Source organism: Pseudomonas sp. N-1-13, assembly GCF_057787095.1.
The window spans coordinates 2,830,583-2,847,467 of record NZ_JBYNRI010000001.1 but is presented as its reverse complement, the minus strand read 5'-3'; the positions used below and the strand labels follow the sequence as shown (position 1 = coordinate 2,847,467).

10 protein-coding genes are annotated in these 16,885 nt (G+C 59.6%); 5 read left to right on the top strand and 5 right to left on the bottom strand.

Features of this window, described 5'->3' with window-relative positions; genetic code table 11:
• Positions 1-271 precede the first annotated feature (271 nt).
• The 5 genes from AC3I65_RS12840 to AC3I65_RS12820 all read right to left on the bottom strand — a co-directional run bounded on the left by AC3I65_RS12840 (position 272) and on the right by AC3I65_RS12820 (position 8,151).
• Positions 272-1,693: an efflux transporter outer membrane subunit gene (locus AC3I65_RS12840; RefSeq protein WP_488523838.1), complete on the bottom strand. Its 1,422-nt coding sequence runs from the start codon at positions 1,691-1,693 to the stop codon at positions 272-274.
• On the bottom strand, positions 1,690-4,869 hold the full coding sequence (locus AC3I65_RS12835; RefSeq protein ID WP_047229097.1) for an efflux RND transporter permease subunit: 3,180 nt from the start codon (positions 4,867-4,869) through the stop codon (positions 1,690-1,692). Before AC3I65_RS12835 ends, AC3I65_RS12840 begins: the two co-directional genes overlap by 4 nt.
• 15 nt (positions 4,870-4,884) lie before the next feature.
• Positions 4,885-6,138 carry a multidrug efflux RND transporter periplasmic adaptor subunit MexE gene (gene mexE / locus AC3I65_RS12830; RefSeq protein WP_047229096.1) on the bottom strand — a complete coding sequence of 418 codons (1,254 nt, stop codon included), beginning with the start codon at positions 6,136-6,138 and terminating at the stop codon, positions 4,885-4,887.
• Between the two features lie 208 nt (positions 6,139-6,346).
• A complete protein-coding gene (locus tag AC3I65_RS12825) occupies positions 6,347-7,111 on the bottom strand; it encodes a substrate-binding periplasmic protein (protein WP_488523837.1) in 765 nt (254 codons plus the stop codon).
• A gap of 164 nt (positions 7,112-7,275) precedes the next feature.
• Entirely contained in the window at positions 7,276-8,151 is an 876-nt protein-coding gene (locus AC3I65_RS12820) for a LysR family transcriptional regulator (protein ID WP_047229095.1), read from the bottom strand.
• Positions 8,152-8,253: 102 nt separating this feature from the next.
• On the opposite strand from AC3I65_RS12820, the gene AC3I65_RS12815 reads away from it, so the two are divergent.
• The 5 genes from AC3I65_RS12815 to AC3I65_RS12795 all read left to right on the top strand — a co-directional run bounded on the left by AC3I65_RS12815 (position 8,254) and on the right by AC3I65_RS12795 (position 16,881).
• Complete coding sequence (locus AC3I65_RS12815) at positions 8,254-8,679, top strand: VOC family protein (RefSeq protein ID WP_076384613.1); 426 nt, start codon at positions 8,254-8,256, stop codon at positions 8,677-8,679.
• Positions 8,680-8,911: 232 nt separating this feature from the next.
• Positions 8,912-10,627: a type I secretion system permease/ATPase gene (locus tag AC3I65_RS12810; protein WP_047229093.1), complete on the top strand. Its 1,716-nt coding sequence runs from the start codon at positions 8,912-8,914 to the stop codon at positions 10,625-10,627.
• Between the two features lie 18 nt (positions 10,628-10,645).
• Positions 10,646-11,965: an HlyD family type I secretion periplasmic adaptor subunit gene (locus AC3I65_RS12805; protein ID WP_305468454.1), complete on the top strand. Its 1,320-nt coding sequence runs from the start codon at positions 10,646-10,648 to the stop codon at positions 11,963-11,965.
• 1 nt (position 11,966) lies between these two features.
• Entirely contained in the window at positions 11,967-13,295 is a 1,329-nt protein-coding gene (locus tag AC3I65_RS12800) for a TolC family outer membrane protein (protein WP_047229091.1), read from the top strand.
• A gap of 109 nt (positions 13,296-13,404) precedes the next feature.
• Positions 13,405-16,881 carry a M10 family metallopeptidase C-terminal domain-containing protein gene (locus AC3I65_RS12795; RefSeq protein ID WP_488523836.1) on the top strand — a complete coding sequence of 1,159 codons (3,477 nt, stop codon included), beginning with the start codon at positions 13,405-13,407 and terminating at the stop codon, positions 16,879-16,881.
• Positions 16,882-16,885: the final 4 nt, after the last annotated feature.

The window sequence follows — 16,885 nt, the reverse complement described above, 5'->3', positions numbered from 1 at the left end:
CCAGGAAGCGTGAAATGCCGCAAGCTTCGGTCAGGTGCGGGCTTGAGTCAAACCTTGAAAGAATCTGCAGATAACCCGGTGGGAGCGAGCCTGCTCGCGATAGCGGTATATCAGTTGGCATTTGAGTTGACTGACCCAGCGCCATCGCGAGCAGGCTCGCTCCCACCAGGCGTTTGCAGCAGGCAAAAAAAGCCCCGCGTCCAACATGGGAGGCGGGGCGAAAATTTGGTTGGTTGCGGCCAACCAAAGGAGCTCGGTTGAATGAGGTCGGTCAGTTGCTGGCTACGGCTTCCGGTTGCCAGCCGCCGCCCAGGGCCTTGTAGATCGCGACAATGCCGCGATACAGGTCCACTTCGGCCTGGGCCTGAGTGTCCTCGGCGGCCAGGCGCTCACGTTGGGCATCCAACAGGACGAGGAAATCCTCGGTGCCTTCGCGATAGCGGACTTCAGCCAGATCAGCGGCGGCTCGACTCGATTCGCTCTGCCGGATCAGCGAAATCAGGCGTTGCTGGCGCTTGCCGTAGTCGCTGAAGGCATTTTCCGATTCCTCCAGGGCCAGCAGCACTTGCTGTTCGTAGGTCGCCAAGGCGCCGTCCGCCTCAGCGTCGGCACCGCGCAGACGCGCCCGCACACTGCCCAAATCGAAGGCAGCCCAGGTGATGCTTGGCCCCAGCGCCCAGGCATTGGCCGCCGATGAGCCGATCTGCGAACCGCGTCCGGCGGTAAAGCCCAGGAAACCGCTGAGGCTGACCCGTGGGAACAGATCGGCCTTGGCCACGCCAATGCGCGCAGTGGCGGCAGCGAGTTGGCGCTCGGCGCTGAGAATGTCCGGGCGACGTTGCAACAGTTCACCCGGATCGCCAATCGGCAGGGCCTTGGCGATGGCCGGAAGCTGTTTGGGACTCAGGTCCACACTCAGTTTGTCCGGGCGCTCACCCAGCAAGGTAGCGATGCGGTTGCGCTGGCGTACCTGTTCGGCCTGCAACTGCGGCACGCTGGCTTCGACCGAGGCCAGGCGCGCATCGGCACGGACCACGTCGAGCTGATCGCCGACGCCGGCATCACGCAGGCTTTCGGTGATCTTGCGCGACGCCTGCTGGTTCTCGAGGTTTGCCAGGGCGATTTTTTCCCGCAGTTGGGCGCCGCGCAGTTGACCGTAGGCGTCCACCAGTTCGGCGATCATTGTCACCTGCAACTGGTAGAGATCGGCTTCGACCGCCTGCTGATCGGCATCGGTGGCTTCCAGGTTGCGCTGGATGCGTCCGAACAGATCCAGCTCCCAGGCCATGTCCAGGCCAAGGTCATAGCGTTCGGTGCTGACCCGGTCGGTGGTCTGCCCCGGAATCTGGCCTTTGCCCAGGTTGCTGCTGGCGCGGCTGGTGATGGTCGGCATGACGTCATTGCTGGCGTCGTCGCGTATCGCTCGGGCTGCTCGCAAACGGGCGAACGCCACCCGTAACTCGCGGTTGCCCTCCAGGGAACGGGTGACCAGCGCGTTGAGCGTCGGGTCTTCGAACTGCTGCCACCAGATCCCTTCGAAACGGGCACGGTCGAAATTCTTCTGGCCGGCGGCACCGTCGGTGGCGGTGGTGATGCTCGCCGCCTCCGTTTGCGGTGCCTTGTAGTCCGGGCCTACGGCGCAAGCACTCAAGGCCAGTACCAGCAGGCTCGGCACAAACACTTTCAAACTCATTGTTGCGCCTCCAGTTTCAACGCCCGGGCCGCTTTGCGGGCCTCGCTGCGCTCGACGAAGTTGCGGATCAGTACATAGAACACTGGCGTGAGCAGCAGACCGAAGAAGGTCACCCCGAGCATGCCCGAGAACACCGCGACACCCATGGCATGGCGCATTTCAGCACCTGCACCGCTGGAGAAGACCAACGGCACCACGCCCATGATGAACGCGAAGGAGGTCATCAGGATCGGCCGCAGACGCAGGCGGCAGGCCTCCAGCACCGCAGCCAGGGGGTTCATGCCCTCGAGCTGTTTATCCTTGGCGAACTCAACGATCAGAATGGCGTTCTTACAGGCAAGCCCCACCAGTACGATCAATCCGATCTGGGTAAAGATGTTGTTGTCGCCGCCGGAAAGAATTACCCCGGTAATGGCCGACAGCAGGGTCATCGGTACGATCAGGATCACCGCCAGCGGCAAGCTCCAGCTTTCGTACTGTGCCGCCAGCACCAGGAACGCCAGCAGGACACAGAGCGGGAACACGAACAGCGCGGTGTTGCCCGAGAGAATCTGCTGGTACGTCAGGTCGGTCCACTCGTAAGTCATGCCGTTGGGCAATTCGTCCTTGAGCAGTTTCTCGATGGCTTTTTCAGCCTGGCCGGAACTGTAGCCCGGGGCAGCGGCACCGTTGATTTCCGCAGTGATGAAGCCGTTGTAGTGCATTACGCGGTCAGGTCCCGAGGTGTCGCTGACCTTGATGAAGGTCGCCAGCGGGATCATCTCACCACGGTTGTTGCGCACCTTGAGCTGGCCAATCTGGTCCGACTCCAGGCGGAACTGTTGCTCGGCCTGAACGTTGACCTGATAGGTGCGGCCAAAGCGGTTGAAGTCGTTGGCATACAGCGAGCCCAGGTAGATCTGCAGGGTGTCGAAGATGTCACTGACGGCCACGCCGTGGGTCTTGGCTTTTTCACGATCGATGGCGGCATCGACCTGCGGCACGTTCACCGTGTAGCTGGTGAACAGCCCGGCCAGTTCCGGCACGTTGTGGCTCTTGGTGATGATGTTCATGGTTTCTTTGTACAGCTCGTCGTAGCCCAGGTTGCCCCGGTCTTCGATTTGCAGACGGAAACCACCGATCGTGCCCAGGCCCTGTACCGGCGGCGGCGGGAAGATCGCCATGTAGGCTTCCTGGATTTCCGAGTACTGGCCGTTCAAGGCCCCGGCAATGGCCCCGGCAGACATGCTGGGGTCCTTGCGCTCGTCGAAGGGCTTGAGGGTGACGAACACGATGCCGGCGTTCGGACTATTGGTGAAGCCGTTGATCGACAGGCCAGGGAAGGCCACGGCGCTTTCGACGCCCGGCTGCTTGAGGGCCATGTCCGACATACGCTTGATCACGTCTTCGGTGCGGTCCAGGCTCGCGGCATCCGGCAGTTGGGCAAAGGCCACCAGGTATTGCTTGTCCTGGCCGGGTACGAAACCGGTCGGGGTGTTGGAGAACCCGAAGAACGTCAGCACCATCAGGCCTGCGTACACCAGCAGGGCGATGCCGCTGCTGCGGATCACGCGGCCAACTGTGCCCACGTAGCTGTGACTGGCACGGTCGAAGAAGCGGTTGAACGGACGGAACAGCCAGCCACCGAATATCTTGTCCAGGAACCTGGAAAAACGGTCCTTGGGCGCGTCATGACTCTTGAGCAGCACTGCGGCCAGGGCTGGCGACAGGGTCAGGGAGTTGAATGCCGAGATCACCGTGGAAATGGCAATGGTCAAAGCAAACTGCTTATAGAACTGCCCGGTCAAGCCACTGATGAACGCCGCCGGTACGAATACCGCGCACAACACCAGGGCGGTAGCGATGATCGGGCCGGTCACTTCGCCCATGGCGCGTTTGGTGGCTTCCACCGGAGTCAGTCCCAAGCCGATGTTGCGTTCGACGTTCTCCACCACCACGATGGCGTCGTCCACCACGATACCGATCGCCAGTACCAGCCCGAACAGCGAGAGCGCGTTCAGCGAGAAGCCGAACAGATGCATCACGGCAAACGTACCGATCAGCGACACCGGCACGGCCACCAGCGGAATGATCGAGGCGCGCCAGGTCTGCAGGAACAGGATCACCACCAGTACCACGAGAATCAGCGCTTCGAAGAGGGTGTGAACCACCGCCTCGATGGAGCCGCGCACGAAGATCGTCGGGTCATAGACGATGCTGTAGTCCATTCCCGCCGGGAAGTTCTGCTTGAGTTCGTCCATCTTGGCGCGAACATCGTTGGAAATCTGGATGGCGTTGGAGCCGGGGCGCTGGAAGATCGGGATCGCCACCGCCGGCTGGTTGTCGAGCAATGAGCGCAGGGCGTATTGACTGGAGCCCAACTCCACTCGTGCGATGTCTTTGAGGCGGGTAATTTCACCGTCCTCGCCGGAACGGATAATGATGTTTTCGAACTCTTCCTCATTCACCAGGCGTCCCTGGGTGTTGATCGAGAGCTGGAATGCCTGGGCATTGGGTGCCGGAGGCGCGCCCAGGGCACCTGCGGCGACCTGACGGTTCTGTTCGCGGATGGCGGTGACCACGTCGGTGGCGGTCAGGTTACGCGAAGCAGTTTTGTTCGGGTCAAGCCAGACCCGCAGGGAATAGTCCCCCATGCCGAATAGCTGCACATCACCCACGCCGCCCAGACGCGCCAGCTCATCCTTGATGTTGAGCAGGGCATAGTTGGACAGGTAAAGCATGTCGTAGCGCTGGTCCGGCGAGGTCAAGTGCACAACCATGGTCAGGTCGGGCGATGCCTTGTCCACCGTGATGCCGATCCGGGTGACTTCTTCCGGCAACTTGGGTTCAGTCCGCGTGACGCGGTTCTGCACCTGCACCTGGGCGTTGTCCAGGTCGGTACCCAGCGCGAAGGTGATGGTCAGGGTGATCTTGCCATCGGCGGTGGATTGCGAGGACATGTACAGCATGTTCTCGACGCCGGTGATGGCTTGCTCCAGGGGCGCGGCTACGGTTTCGCCGATGACCTTGGGGTTGGCACCCGGGAAGTTGGCGCGCACGACCACAGTCGGCGGCACGACTTCCGGGTACTCGCTGATCGGCAACTGGAACAGTGAGATGGCGCCGGCGATCAGGATCAGCAACGAAAGCACCGCTGCGAAGATCGGCCGCGAAATGAAGAACTGGGAAAATTTCATCTTGAGTTCAGTCCCTTAACCGCGTGGGGTCGCTGCGGCCAGTTTGCCTGCCGATCCGGAAGCAGCCTTGGCAGGCGCGACTTGGGGCAGGTTGCTGGCTTCGAGCGCTTTTCGTTGTTGTGCCAGGGCGGCAATGGTTTCTTCGCTGGCCATCGGCACGGTTTCAGGCGTGACCGGTGTACCGGGGCGAGCGCGTTGCAGGCCCTTGACGATGATGGTGTCGTCCTTGCTCAAGCCGTTGCGCACGATGCGCAGGCCTTCGATCTTCGGTCCCAGCTCGACAGCGCGGTAGGCCGGCTTATTGTCGGCGTCCATCACCAGCACGAATTTCTTGCCAAGGTCGGTGCCGACGGCTTCGTCGTTGATCAGCACGGCCGAGTAAGTGCCGCTGCCCACCAGTTTCAGCCGGGCATACAGCCCAGGGGTGTAGGCGCCATCCTTGTTGTCGAACACCGCGCGACCACGAATGGTACCGGTCTGTGGATTGACCTGGTTGTCGATGAAATTCATATGGCCCAGGTGCGGATTACCTTCCTCGTTGGACAGGCCCATGTAGACCGGAGTGGCCTGACCACGCTGGCCTTCGCGGGCGAGGCGGGTGTACTTGAGGAAGACGCGCTCGTCGGCATCGAAGTAGGCGTAGACCTTGTCGGTGGACACCACGCTGGTGAGCGGCGTGACATCGGCGGTCACCAGGTTGCCGGCGGTGATGTCCGCCCGGCTGACGCGACCGCTGATAGGCGAAGTGACCCGGGTGAAGCTCAGGTTCAGTTTGGCCAGGTCCAGTTGTGCCTGGATCGCCGCAGCGGCAGCGCGGGCTTCCTGGGCAGCACTGGTACGCGAATCTGCCAGCTCGGCGGAAATGGCATTGCTCAAGCGCAGGCGCTCGCCACGCTTGGCTTCGTTCTCGCTACGGGTAGCCGTCGCTCGGGCCTGGGACAACTGGGCTTCGAGGCGACGCACTTCAGCCTGGAAGGGACGCGGATCGATCTGGAACAACAGGTCGCCTTTCTTGACCAGAGCGCCTTCGGTGAACGCTACGCTATCGATCTGTCCTGAAACGCGGGGTCGGATCTCAACGGTTTCAGGTGCCTCGAGGCGCCCGGTGAATTCGTCCCACTCGTTGACCGGCTGCTCCAGCACCTTGGCCACACTGACTTTGGCCGCCGGCATGGAAGCCGCCGTATCTGGGGTCTTGCCGCATGCACTCATCACCAGCACCGCCATCAGTGCCAGGGGAAAGCGCAATTTTGAAAGTGAATATTCCATGGATAGCATCCGCCAAGAGTATTGAGATGGGCGGATGATGCGTGGGGAGGCGGTGAGGCACGAATCGAATGAAGCAAAGGTAACTATCATTCGGAATGATATAAGACATCGCCCAGCGCTCTAGCTTAGGGCTTTCGTTAGGCGGCTATCAATTGCGTTGATGTCCCTTCAGGTTGCCAGATGCACCGAATTACCTGCGTGAAGAACGCTACTGCGGCAGATAGCGGTCATGGATGCGCTGGATTTCGCCGCTGGCGCGAAGGCTTTCAACGGCCGCCCGCAGCTTCTTGACCATTTTTGGGGAACACTGTCTGGAGCAGGCCAGATAGAGATCGGCACTGCTATTGACCGGGCTCATGAGCAGTTCGCGCTTGGACACCTTGGGCCAGATATACCGACTCTCAGGGACGCCGTTGAACCAAGCGTCGATACGTCCCATCAAGAGCATCTGGGCGGGGTTGTCGCCAATGACCAGCGGGTAGATCTGCTCATCGCTGAACCCTTCGGTGCGCAGGATCTCCTGCTGCGCACTTCCCAGGCCGACGCCGATCTTGCGGTAGGTTTGCCGGGCTTCGGCGAAACTGCTCACTTGCCGGTCGAGGGTGAAGAAGGCGCGTTCCATGGGCATGACCGAAGCGATCCAGGTAAAGCGATCCTCGCGTTCCGGCGTGCGCGACAGGGGCGCGATCAGGTGATTGCGCTGTTCGCTGACGTGCTTCTGTGAGCGGGCCCAAGGAAGGATATGGAACTGCACGGTATACCCGGCCTTGGTCATGGCCGCTACGGCAACATCGCCGACAATTCCGTGCCCCTTGGGGTCATCGACAAACGTCAGCGGCGGCGCGTCCAGAATGTGCAGTTCAATCGTCAAAGGTGCGGCGTAGGCGCTACAGACAATCAGCGTCGGCAGCACCAGGCATAGGCGCGAGAGTGCTTTGGTACGGCCTTCCAATACGCGTTTGATCCGGCTCATGATCGATACTTCAGGCATTGAAAGTGATGCGCCATTCCAAACCCACGGCGCCAGAAACATCATCCTGCGATGTTCACCACGGCTTTTTTATTATTGCCTATCAACGCTGTCGGCCTGACTGCGTGTATCTGAAGGTATAGATCATTCGGTCGACAAAAGCTTTTTTACTCAGAACCGGTACTGGCTTGTTCGGCAATCAGTTGAGCCAAAGTCCGCACCGGTTCGGTGAGGCTTTGTCCCGACCGATGCACCAGTCCGATATCCCGATGGAAGGTGTGCTGACCAAGGTCCAGGGCTCTAACACCCGCCGGCCAGTCATGGGCCGATGTTTGCGGGACCAATGCCACTCCCACACCGTTTTCAACCAGCTTGATGATGGCCTCCAGTTCATCCAGTTCACACACCTCGCGCACGGTGAAATGCATTTGCCGCAGGAAACGATCCACCTGCCGGCCACCGAATGAAGCACGGTCATATCGAATGAATGGAAGGCTGGAAAGGAGTGTCGCCCAATCTTCCCCCGGCACTTCGCGGGCAACGATCAATCGATACGGCTCAAGTGTCAGGGTCGTCCAGCGCAGGTCGCTCTGAAGCGAGAAGGGCGGACGGATGATGGCCGCCATGTCGATTTCGCCAGCGTCCACCAGATTGACCAGCTCCATCGACAGCCCCGGCAGCACCCGAGTACGGCACTGAGGGCATTGCTGATGGAACCTGGCCAAAGCGTCCGGCAAATAGGAACGCTGAACGGACGCAATGGCGCCGATGTTCACCAGGACATTGGTCGCAAGTTCGGCGGTGCCACAGCCCAGGTTGTCGTAGAGGCGCAGCAACTCTTGTGCCTGCAAGAGCACTTGGTGCCCCTTGCGGTTGAGGTGCGCCGAGCGCCCTTTCCTGTCGAATATTTCGAAGCCAAGCTGCGCCTCCAGACGCTGGATTTGCGCGCTCACGGCGGCCTGTGTGAGGCCGATCCTGTTCCCGGCCGCAGCGAAAGTGCCTTCCCGTGCGACGGCGAGGAGCGTCTTGAGTTCTTTAATCATTCACAAATATTAATTGTGTTTCTAAGCAATATATATTGATTTTTCCGCCTGTAGCGCCGCTCTACGATGGCCTCACCCAAAAAGCACAAAAAAGGAGTCCTGATGAACCTCTCTCCCTTCCACTTGGCAATCCCGGTTTACGACCTCGCTGGCGCACGCACCTTTTATGGTGAAGTGTTTGGACTGCAAGAGGGGCGCTCCAGCGCCCACTGGGTCGATTTCAACTTTTACGGCCACCAGTTGGTGATCCATGAGCAGCCAAAAACCGCGGCTCAGGAAAGCGTTCACAGCAACCCGGTGGACGGCCATGACGTACCTGTTCCTCATTTCGGCATTATTTTGGGCTGGGAGGAATGGGAAGCACTGGCCGAACGCTTGAAATCCTTCGGTACCCAGTTTGTGATTGAACCCTACATTCGCTTCAAGGGGCAGGTGGGTGAGCAGGCGACGATGTTCCTGTTCGACCCTTGCGGGAACGCGCTTGAATTCAAGGCGTTCAAGGATATGAGCCAGTTGTTCGCAAAGTAGTCCAGCCAGAGGTGGGCAGGCGCAGAGGTGGGGCGACAAAGATGTAAGAACAGGCGATGGCGATCCTTTGAGGGTACCCTTCAGAACCGCACACACATGCCGATACAGCGCGCGTAGATCCTGATTGCGCAAGCGCTTCAGAGGGGGTCGCCCCCAATACTCAAGGCGTATGTGCGCCTGTACCCACTAGGTTTTCGCAGGTCTGCCCATCAGCGGGCCTCAGGTAAGAATCATGTCAGCCCACCCCAGGACCGAGCTGGAAGGTGCCCTTGCCCTATGCAAAGGCAGTTTTCTTTGCGTCGGTTTTTTCAGTTTTTTCGTCAATTTGCTGATGCTGGTTCCATCGTTCTACATGTTGCAGGTGTATGACCGTGCAGTAGGAAGCGCCAGCCAGTCGACTTTATTGATGCTCACGCTGATCATGTTGCTGTTGATGATCACGATGGGCGGCCTGGAGTGGGTTCGTTCGCGGATTATGGTACGAATCAGTACTCGCCTGGACACGCTGCTGGGCCAGCGTCTGTTCGACGCCAGTTTCAAGCGGGCACTCAACACCAACGGCATGAATGCCACCGCCCAGCCGTTGAGCGACCTGAACGCCTTGCGCCAGTTTCTGACCGGTAACGGCTTGTTTGCCTTTTTCGATGCTCCGTGGATTCCGATCTACCTGGCGGTGATGTTCATTTTTCATCCCTGGTACGGGTGGATGGGGGTCGTGAGTGCGGTGATGCTAGGGGCGTTGGCTTTCATCAACGAGAAGCTCACTCATGCACCGTTGCAGGCGGCCAACCGCGAGCAGATCGCGGCTACCACCTTCACTAACAAGAGCCTGCGCAATGCCGAAGTGGTCGAATCCATGGGCATGCTTGCAAGTCTGCGTCAGCACTGGAACGGGCAAATCCATAAGGTCCTGACCTTGCAAAGCCTGGCCAGCGACCGCGCCGCGACCATGATGGCGATGTCCAGGACGTTCCGCCAGATTGTTCAGTCGCTGATGTTGGGCCTGGGCGCCTACTTGACGATCAATCATGAGATTTCGCCCGGACTGATGATAGCCGGCTCCATTTTACTGGGGCGCGCCCTGGCGCCTATCGATCAGTTGATCGGCGTCTGGAAAGGCTTTCTTGGCGCACGCTCGCAATATGCCCGATTACACGAGTTGCTGGTCAAGATCGCCGCCGAGCCTGAGCGCATGTCGTTGCCCGCACCTGAAGGGGCGATTCGCGTCGAGGGGCTTTCAGTGGGATCCCCGGACAATCGCAAGCCGATTATTCGCGGCGTGGACTTCCAGGTGGCCGCTGGTGAAGTGGTGGGGATCATCGGTCCCAGCGGCGCAGGAAAGTCGACCCTGGCCAGGGCGTTGCTGGGGATCTGGCCAAACCTGGCCGGAACCGTGCGCCTGGACGGTGCAGACATCAGCCAATGGCGCCGGGACGAACTGGGCCAGTACATCGGCTATTTGCCCCAGGACATAGAACTGTTCGAGGGCAGCATCAGCCAGAATATCTCACGCTTCGGCCCGGTGAATGCGCCTGCCGTGGTCGCCGCCGCGCGCATGGCCGGTGTACATGACCTGGTGCTGCAACTGCCCGATGGCTACGACACCTTGATTGGCGCCAATGGCGGTGGACTCTCTGGCGGCCAGCGGCAACGCATCGGGCTGGCCCGCGCCTTGTACGGCGAGCCGCGTCTGGTGGTACTTGACGAACCGAACTCCAATCTGGATGACGCTGGAGAAAAAATGCTCGCCGAAGCGCTGCAGAAACTGCGGCAGAATCGGGCCACGGTGTTTGTCATTACCCATCGTTCCGGGGTGTTGGCGCAGGTGGACAAACTGCTGGTTCTCAATCACGGCGAGCTGAGTCTGTTCGGGCCGCGCGACAAGGTCCTGGCACGGCTACAGGGCGCGACGCCGACGGCCCACCAGGCTGCCGCGGTTGAATCGTAGGGACGGATGAACAACGTTATGCAAGACACTAAGCACTCATCCGTCGATATGTCCGGGCTGCCAATCGATGACAAACCAGTACGGCGCATCGGCTACTTGATGCTGCTGGTCACCTTTGGCCTGTTTGGCGGCTGGGCTACCCTGGCTCCGCTCGACAGTGCTGCGCTCGCGCCGGGAGTGGTCACCGTCAAGAGCTATCGCAAGACCGTACAACATCTTGAGGGCGGCATTGTGCGCGAACTGCGCGTGCATGACGGTGACCTGGTGAAAGCCGGCGATGTGTTGTTGGTACTCGACAACACCCAGGCGCGTTCGGAAATGGAAGCCATGCGTAGCCAGTTGATCGCCGCGCTCGAACTCCAGGCCCGATTGGTGGCTGAACGTGATGCGCTGCCCGAGCCACCGCTCGTGCCTACGCTGGATCCCAATGATCCCCGAGTGCGCGAGGCTCGCGACAGTGAAGGGCGGATCTTCCAGACCCGACGGACCTCGTTGCTGGGCGAAATCGGCTTGCTGGAGAAGTCCATCGGACAAATCGAAGAACAGATCCGCGGATTCAAGGCCGTCATCGCCAGCAAACAGATGCTCGCCGCTTCCTATGAAGAAGAGATTGTCGACTTGCGTGCATTGCTCGCCGAAGGCTACGTGGACAAGCAGCGTCTGCGCGAGCAAGAGCGAAGTCTTTCTCGGCTGCAGGCCGAAATTGCTGAAAGCCGCTCCGAAAGCGCGCGAGCGCGGGTTCATATCGACGAGGCGCGGTTGAAGATACTGCAACTGAAAAAGACTTTTGCCACCGAGGTCGCAGGTCTGCTGGGCGATGCGCAGACCAAGGTCTATGAATTGCGCGAGCGGCTGGCCACCCTGCAGGACCGCGACCAACGCACCGATATCCTCGCGCCCGAGTCGGGAATGGTCATGGGTATGACCGTACACACGCTGGGCGCAGTGGTCAGTCCAGGCACTGCGCTGTTGGACATCGTCCCGGCCAACGAAGAACTGATTGTTGAAGCACAGCTGTCACCGATGGACATCGACCGTGTCGCACTGGGCAAACTGGCGGACATTCGCTTCAGTGCGTTCAAGAGCAGCACCACGCCAGTCATCGAAGGGCAACTGGTGCAGATATCAGCTGATCGCCTGATCAACAAGGACACCGGTGCCGCTTATTACCTGGCACGCGTGGCCCTGACCGACAAGGGGCGTCAGGCCCTGGGCGATCTCACTCTGGTACCGGGAATGCCGGTCGAAGTGCTGATTAATACGGGCGCGCGGACGCTGTTGCAGTATTTGATGCAGCCGGCCAGCAATGCGTTTGCCCGTTCGTTGATCGAGGATTGACATGAAGCTTCTGATCGCGATGAGTCTGGCCCTCGTGCCACTTGGCGCTCTCGCTGACGACAGCTCGGCGCTCCCTTACACAGATCTGTTGCAACTGCATCAGGAAGCCCAAGTGGCTGACCCGCGTATTTTACGGGCACAAGCGATGGTCCGTAGTGGTGAGGGCAGCGAGCGGGCGGCCTTTGGTCAACTGCTGCCACAGCTCAATGCCAGCGGCAGTGTTAACCGCAGTCGGCGCGACGACGATTTGAATCGTATCCAATACAACGGCAAACGCCTGGCGATGATGCTCAATCAGGTTATTTACGATCCGCAGGTCTGGCGCAGCTACCAAAAGTACATAGAGCTGGCCCGCCAGAGCGAGTACGAGTCCGATGACACTCAAGTGCAGGCCAGCATTGATTTGTCCGAGCGCTACTTCGCGGTTCTCGCGGCGGAGGACGAATTGGCCCTGGTACGCAGCGAGCTGGACGCGACCGAGCGCAACCTCAAACGGACCCACGCGCTGTATGCACGCAAAATGGCGATGGTGACTGATGTACTTGACCTTGAGGCGCGCGTGGATGCGCTCAGGGCGGATGAGATCGAAGCCAGCAATGAGGTCGAGGTGAGTCGTCAAGCCATGTCCGAACTGGTGGGGCGTGATATCCGTGAGCCGCTCAAACGCATGGCTGGCAATCCAGCCTTCAGTTTACCTGCGCAAGCGCAGGACCATTGGGTGCAGACGGCACTCGACAGTAACCCGGCACTGCTTGCCCGCGAGCACAGTATCCGCGCCGCCGAGGCCGCTATCGGTGAAGCCAGGGCGGGACATCTGCCACGGTTGGGGCTGAACTTGACCGCGCAACGCAGTGATATCGGCTATGAAGGCGCGTTGGCGCCTCGTTCGGACAATCTCGTCGCCTCTCTGGACTTGCAGGTGCCGCTCTATAGCGGCGGCTCCACCCGTGCCCGAGTATCAAGCTCCGAAAACGATAAGGAAGTCGCCGAGCAAGAGCTGGAAGCCTTGCGGCGTCAGGTCATCACGCAAACCCGAACGGCCTATCTTGGCGTGACAACCGGGCTCAGCCGAATCAAGGCAACACAACGCGCCTTGGAATCCGCCGAAAAATCACGGATAGGCACCGAGAAGGCCTTCGGATACGGCGTCAAGAATGCCGTCGATGTGCTGGACAGTATCAAGGAAGAGTTTCGCGCACGGCGCGACTTCAATCAGTCCCAATACAAGTTCGTGACCAGTTTGCTGGTGCTGCATCGCTGGAGCGGCAGATTGGGGGAGGAGGATATCCGCAGGGTCAACGAATGGCTCGTTGCACCGTCATCTCACTGAAGACAAAAATAGTGGCAAGATGATGTTAAATCCACTCATTCTAATGCAAAATATCCCTCTGTAATGGCCGCACCCAGGAAAGGCCACAGACTGCCCAAGGAAGCTTCACATGCCCCATCCCGTTGGTTACTCGTTTGTTTCGTCCGCAAAGCTGACCGGCAATGCGCAGGTCAATAGCTTGCTTTATGGCACCTATTGGATGGGCAACTCGTGGAGCACCGGCACGTTTACCACGCCCCTGACGTATAGCTTCGTCACGGCGGACTCACGTTTCGCCATCAATTACAGCAGTGATAGTGAATATGAGTCCATCTATCTCCTGACGTCAGCGCAGCAAAACGCCATCGTCAGCGCGCTCGGCACCTGGAGTTCGGTCGCCAACCTCAAATTCACACGGGTCAGCGAGTCCTCCACCAACGTCGGTGATCTGCGCTTCGGCGGCTATCTGGATATGGACGAAGACACCGCTGCCTGGGGCTATTTTCCCGCTCACACACCCAGTGCCGGTGATGTCTGGATCGGGCCAGTGACGAACGACCCGACTCCGGTCAAAGGTACGTACGACTATCTGGCTTTTATGCATGAGATCGGCCATGCTCTGGGCCTCAAGCACCCGTTCTCGCAAAGCCTGTCAAACCCCACGGTACTGGCGCCTCAGTTCGATGATGTCCGCTATACCATCATGAGTTACGACAGTGCTTATTCCTATGAGCCAACCACGCCCATGCTGCTGGACATTGCCGCCATCCAGAGCCTCTATGGGGCCAACACTCAGTGGCAGACCGGCAACAACACATACAGTTGGGCGGCAGACCAATCGGTTTTCGAAACGATTTGGGACGCAGGCGGCAATGACACTATCGATGCCACCAATCAGCTCGCAGCGGTGCGCATCAATCTGAATGAAGGCCAGTTCAGCAAAATCGGGCAAGCGTTCATCGACCTAGACACCCAGGCGGCGTTCAACGACGGGCTGGCGATCGCCTATGGCGCAAAAATTGAAAACGCAGTCGGCTCGGCCAATGACGACACGCTCATTGGTAACGCACTAAACAACCTGCTGAATGGCCGTGCCGGCAAGGACTTGATGGTCGGCGGGGCGGGTAACGATACTTACGTCGTCGACAACAGCGGTGACGTGGTTCAGGAAAGCAGTGCCCTCAATAGCGGAATCGACAGCGTTGTTTCATCAATCAACTACATTCTTGGCAGCAACCTTGAGAACCTGACACTGAGCGGCACCGGCAACCTCGACGGTACCGGCAACGCGCTGAACAACCGCATCACCGGTAACGCTGGCGCCAACACCCTTTCAGGAGGGGCGGGCAGCGACACCCTGGATGGTGGCAGTGGTATCGACACGCTGATCGGTGGCACTGGCAACGACACCTACGTGGTCGATAACATCAGTGACTTGATCAGCGAAACCAGCACCCTGGTCAGCGAAGTGGATACGGTGCGTTCCTCGGTGAACTGGACCCTGGGCAGCAATCTGGAAAACCTCACGCTGATCGGGTCAGCCTCACTCAATGGCACCGGCAACGCGCTGGGGAACATGCTGACCGGTAACGCCGGCAGCAACCTGCTGAACGGCGGCGGCGGGATCGACACGCTGATCGGTGGCGCCGGCAACGACACCTACGTGGTCGACAACCTCAGGGACATTGTTCGTGAGACCAGCACCCTGGCCAGTGAAATCGATACGGTGCGCTCCTCGGTGAGCTGGACCCTGGGCGCTAATCTGGAAAACCTTGCCCTGACCGGCGCTGCTCACCTCAGCGGCACCGGTAATGCCCTGCGTAACGTCCTGACGGGTAATGCGGGCAATAACGTGCTCAACGCAGGAGCAGGCAACGACACACTGGACGGTGGCAGTGGTATCGACACGCTGATCGGCGGAACCGGCAATGACACCTACGTGGTCGACAACCTCAGGGACATCGTTCGTGAGACCAGCACCCTGGCCCGTGAAATCGATACGGTGCGCTCCTCGGTGAGCTGGTCTCTGGGGGCCAATCTGGAAAACCTCGCCCTGATAGGCACTGCCCACCTCAGTGGCTCCGGCAACGCCCTGAACAACGTGCTGATGGGCAACGTCGGCAACAATCTGCTGAACGGTGGCACTGGTATCGACACGCTGATCGGCGGCACCGGCAACGACACCTACGTGGTCGACAACCTCAGGGATGTCGTCCGCGAAACCAGCACGCTAGCCAGTGAAATCGATACCGTGCGCTCCTCGGTGAGCTGGACCCTGGGCGCCAATCTGGAAAACCTCATCCTGACCGGCGCTGCTCACCTCAGTGGCACCGGCAATGCCCTGCGCAATGTGCTGATCGGCAATGCAGGCAACAATGTGCTGAACGGTGGCGCAGGAAACGACACACTGGACGGTGGCAGGGGCATCGACACGCTGATCGGTGGCACCGGCAACGACACCTACGTGGTCGACAACCTCAGGGATGTCGTCCGCGAAACCAGCACCCTGGCCAGCGAAATCGATACCGTACGCTCCTCGGTGAGCTGGTCCCTGGGTGCCAACCTGGAAAACCTCACCCTGATCGGCAGTACCCACCTCAATGGCACCGGCAACACATTGGGTAACGTGCTGATTGGCAACGTCGGCAACAATGTGCTGAACGGTGGAGCAGGTAACGACACCCTGGACGGTGGCAGTGGTATCGACACGCTGATCGGTGGCACGGGCAAGGACACTTACGTGGTCGACAACCTCAGGGACATCGTCCGCGAAACCAGCACCACGGTTAGCGAGATTGATACCGTGCGCTCCTCGGTGAGCTGGTCCCTGGGTGCCAACCTGGAAAACCTCACCCTGATCGGCAGCACCCACCTCAATGGCAACGGCAACACATTGGGTAACGTGCTGATTGGCAACGTTGGCAACAATGTGCTGAACGGCGGAGCAGGTAACGACACCCTGGACGGTGGCAGCGGTATCGACACGCTGATCGGCGGCACCGGCAATGACACTTATGTGGTCGACAACCTCAGGGACATCGTCATCGAAACCAGCACCACGGTTAGCGAGATCGATACCGTGCGCTCCTCGGTGAGTTGGAGCCTGGGTGCTAACCTGGAAAACCTCACCCTGGTCGGCAGCACCCACCTCAATGGTACCGGCAACGCCCTGGGCAACGTGCTGAACGGCAACACCGGCAACAACGTGCTGAACGGTGGAGCAGGCAACGATAAACTCAACGGCGGCGCAGGCGATGACACGCTGATCGGCGGCATTGGCAGTGACACGCTCACTGGCGGCACTGGAGCCGATCGATTTGTTTTCAGTGCGTTGGATGAACTGGGTAAGGGAAGCGCTCGCGACGTCATTACCGACTTCAGCAGCATTCTGGGCGATAAGATTGACCTATCGAAACTGGCTGCCGATTTCCTGACCACGCCAATCAACGGGTTCAGCTTCATCGACTCGAACGACTTCACGAGCGCGGGGCAATTGCGCTTCGTCGATCAGGTGCTTTACGGCAACATCAACGACAATCTGGATGCGGATTTCGAAATCCAGCTACTGGGCGTCAATACCTTCAGTGCCAACGATCTGATTGCTTGATAAA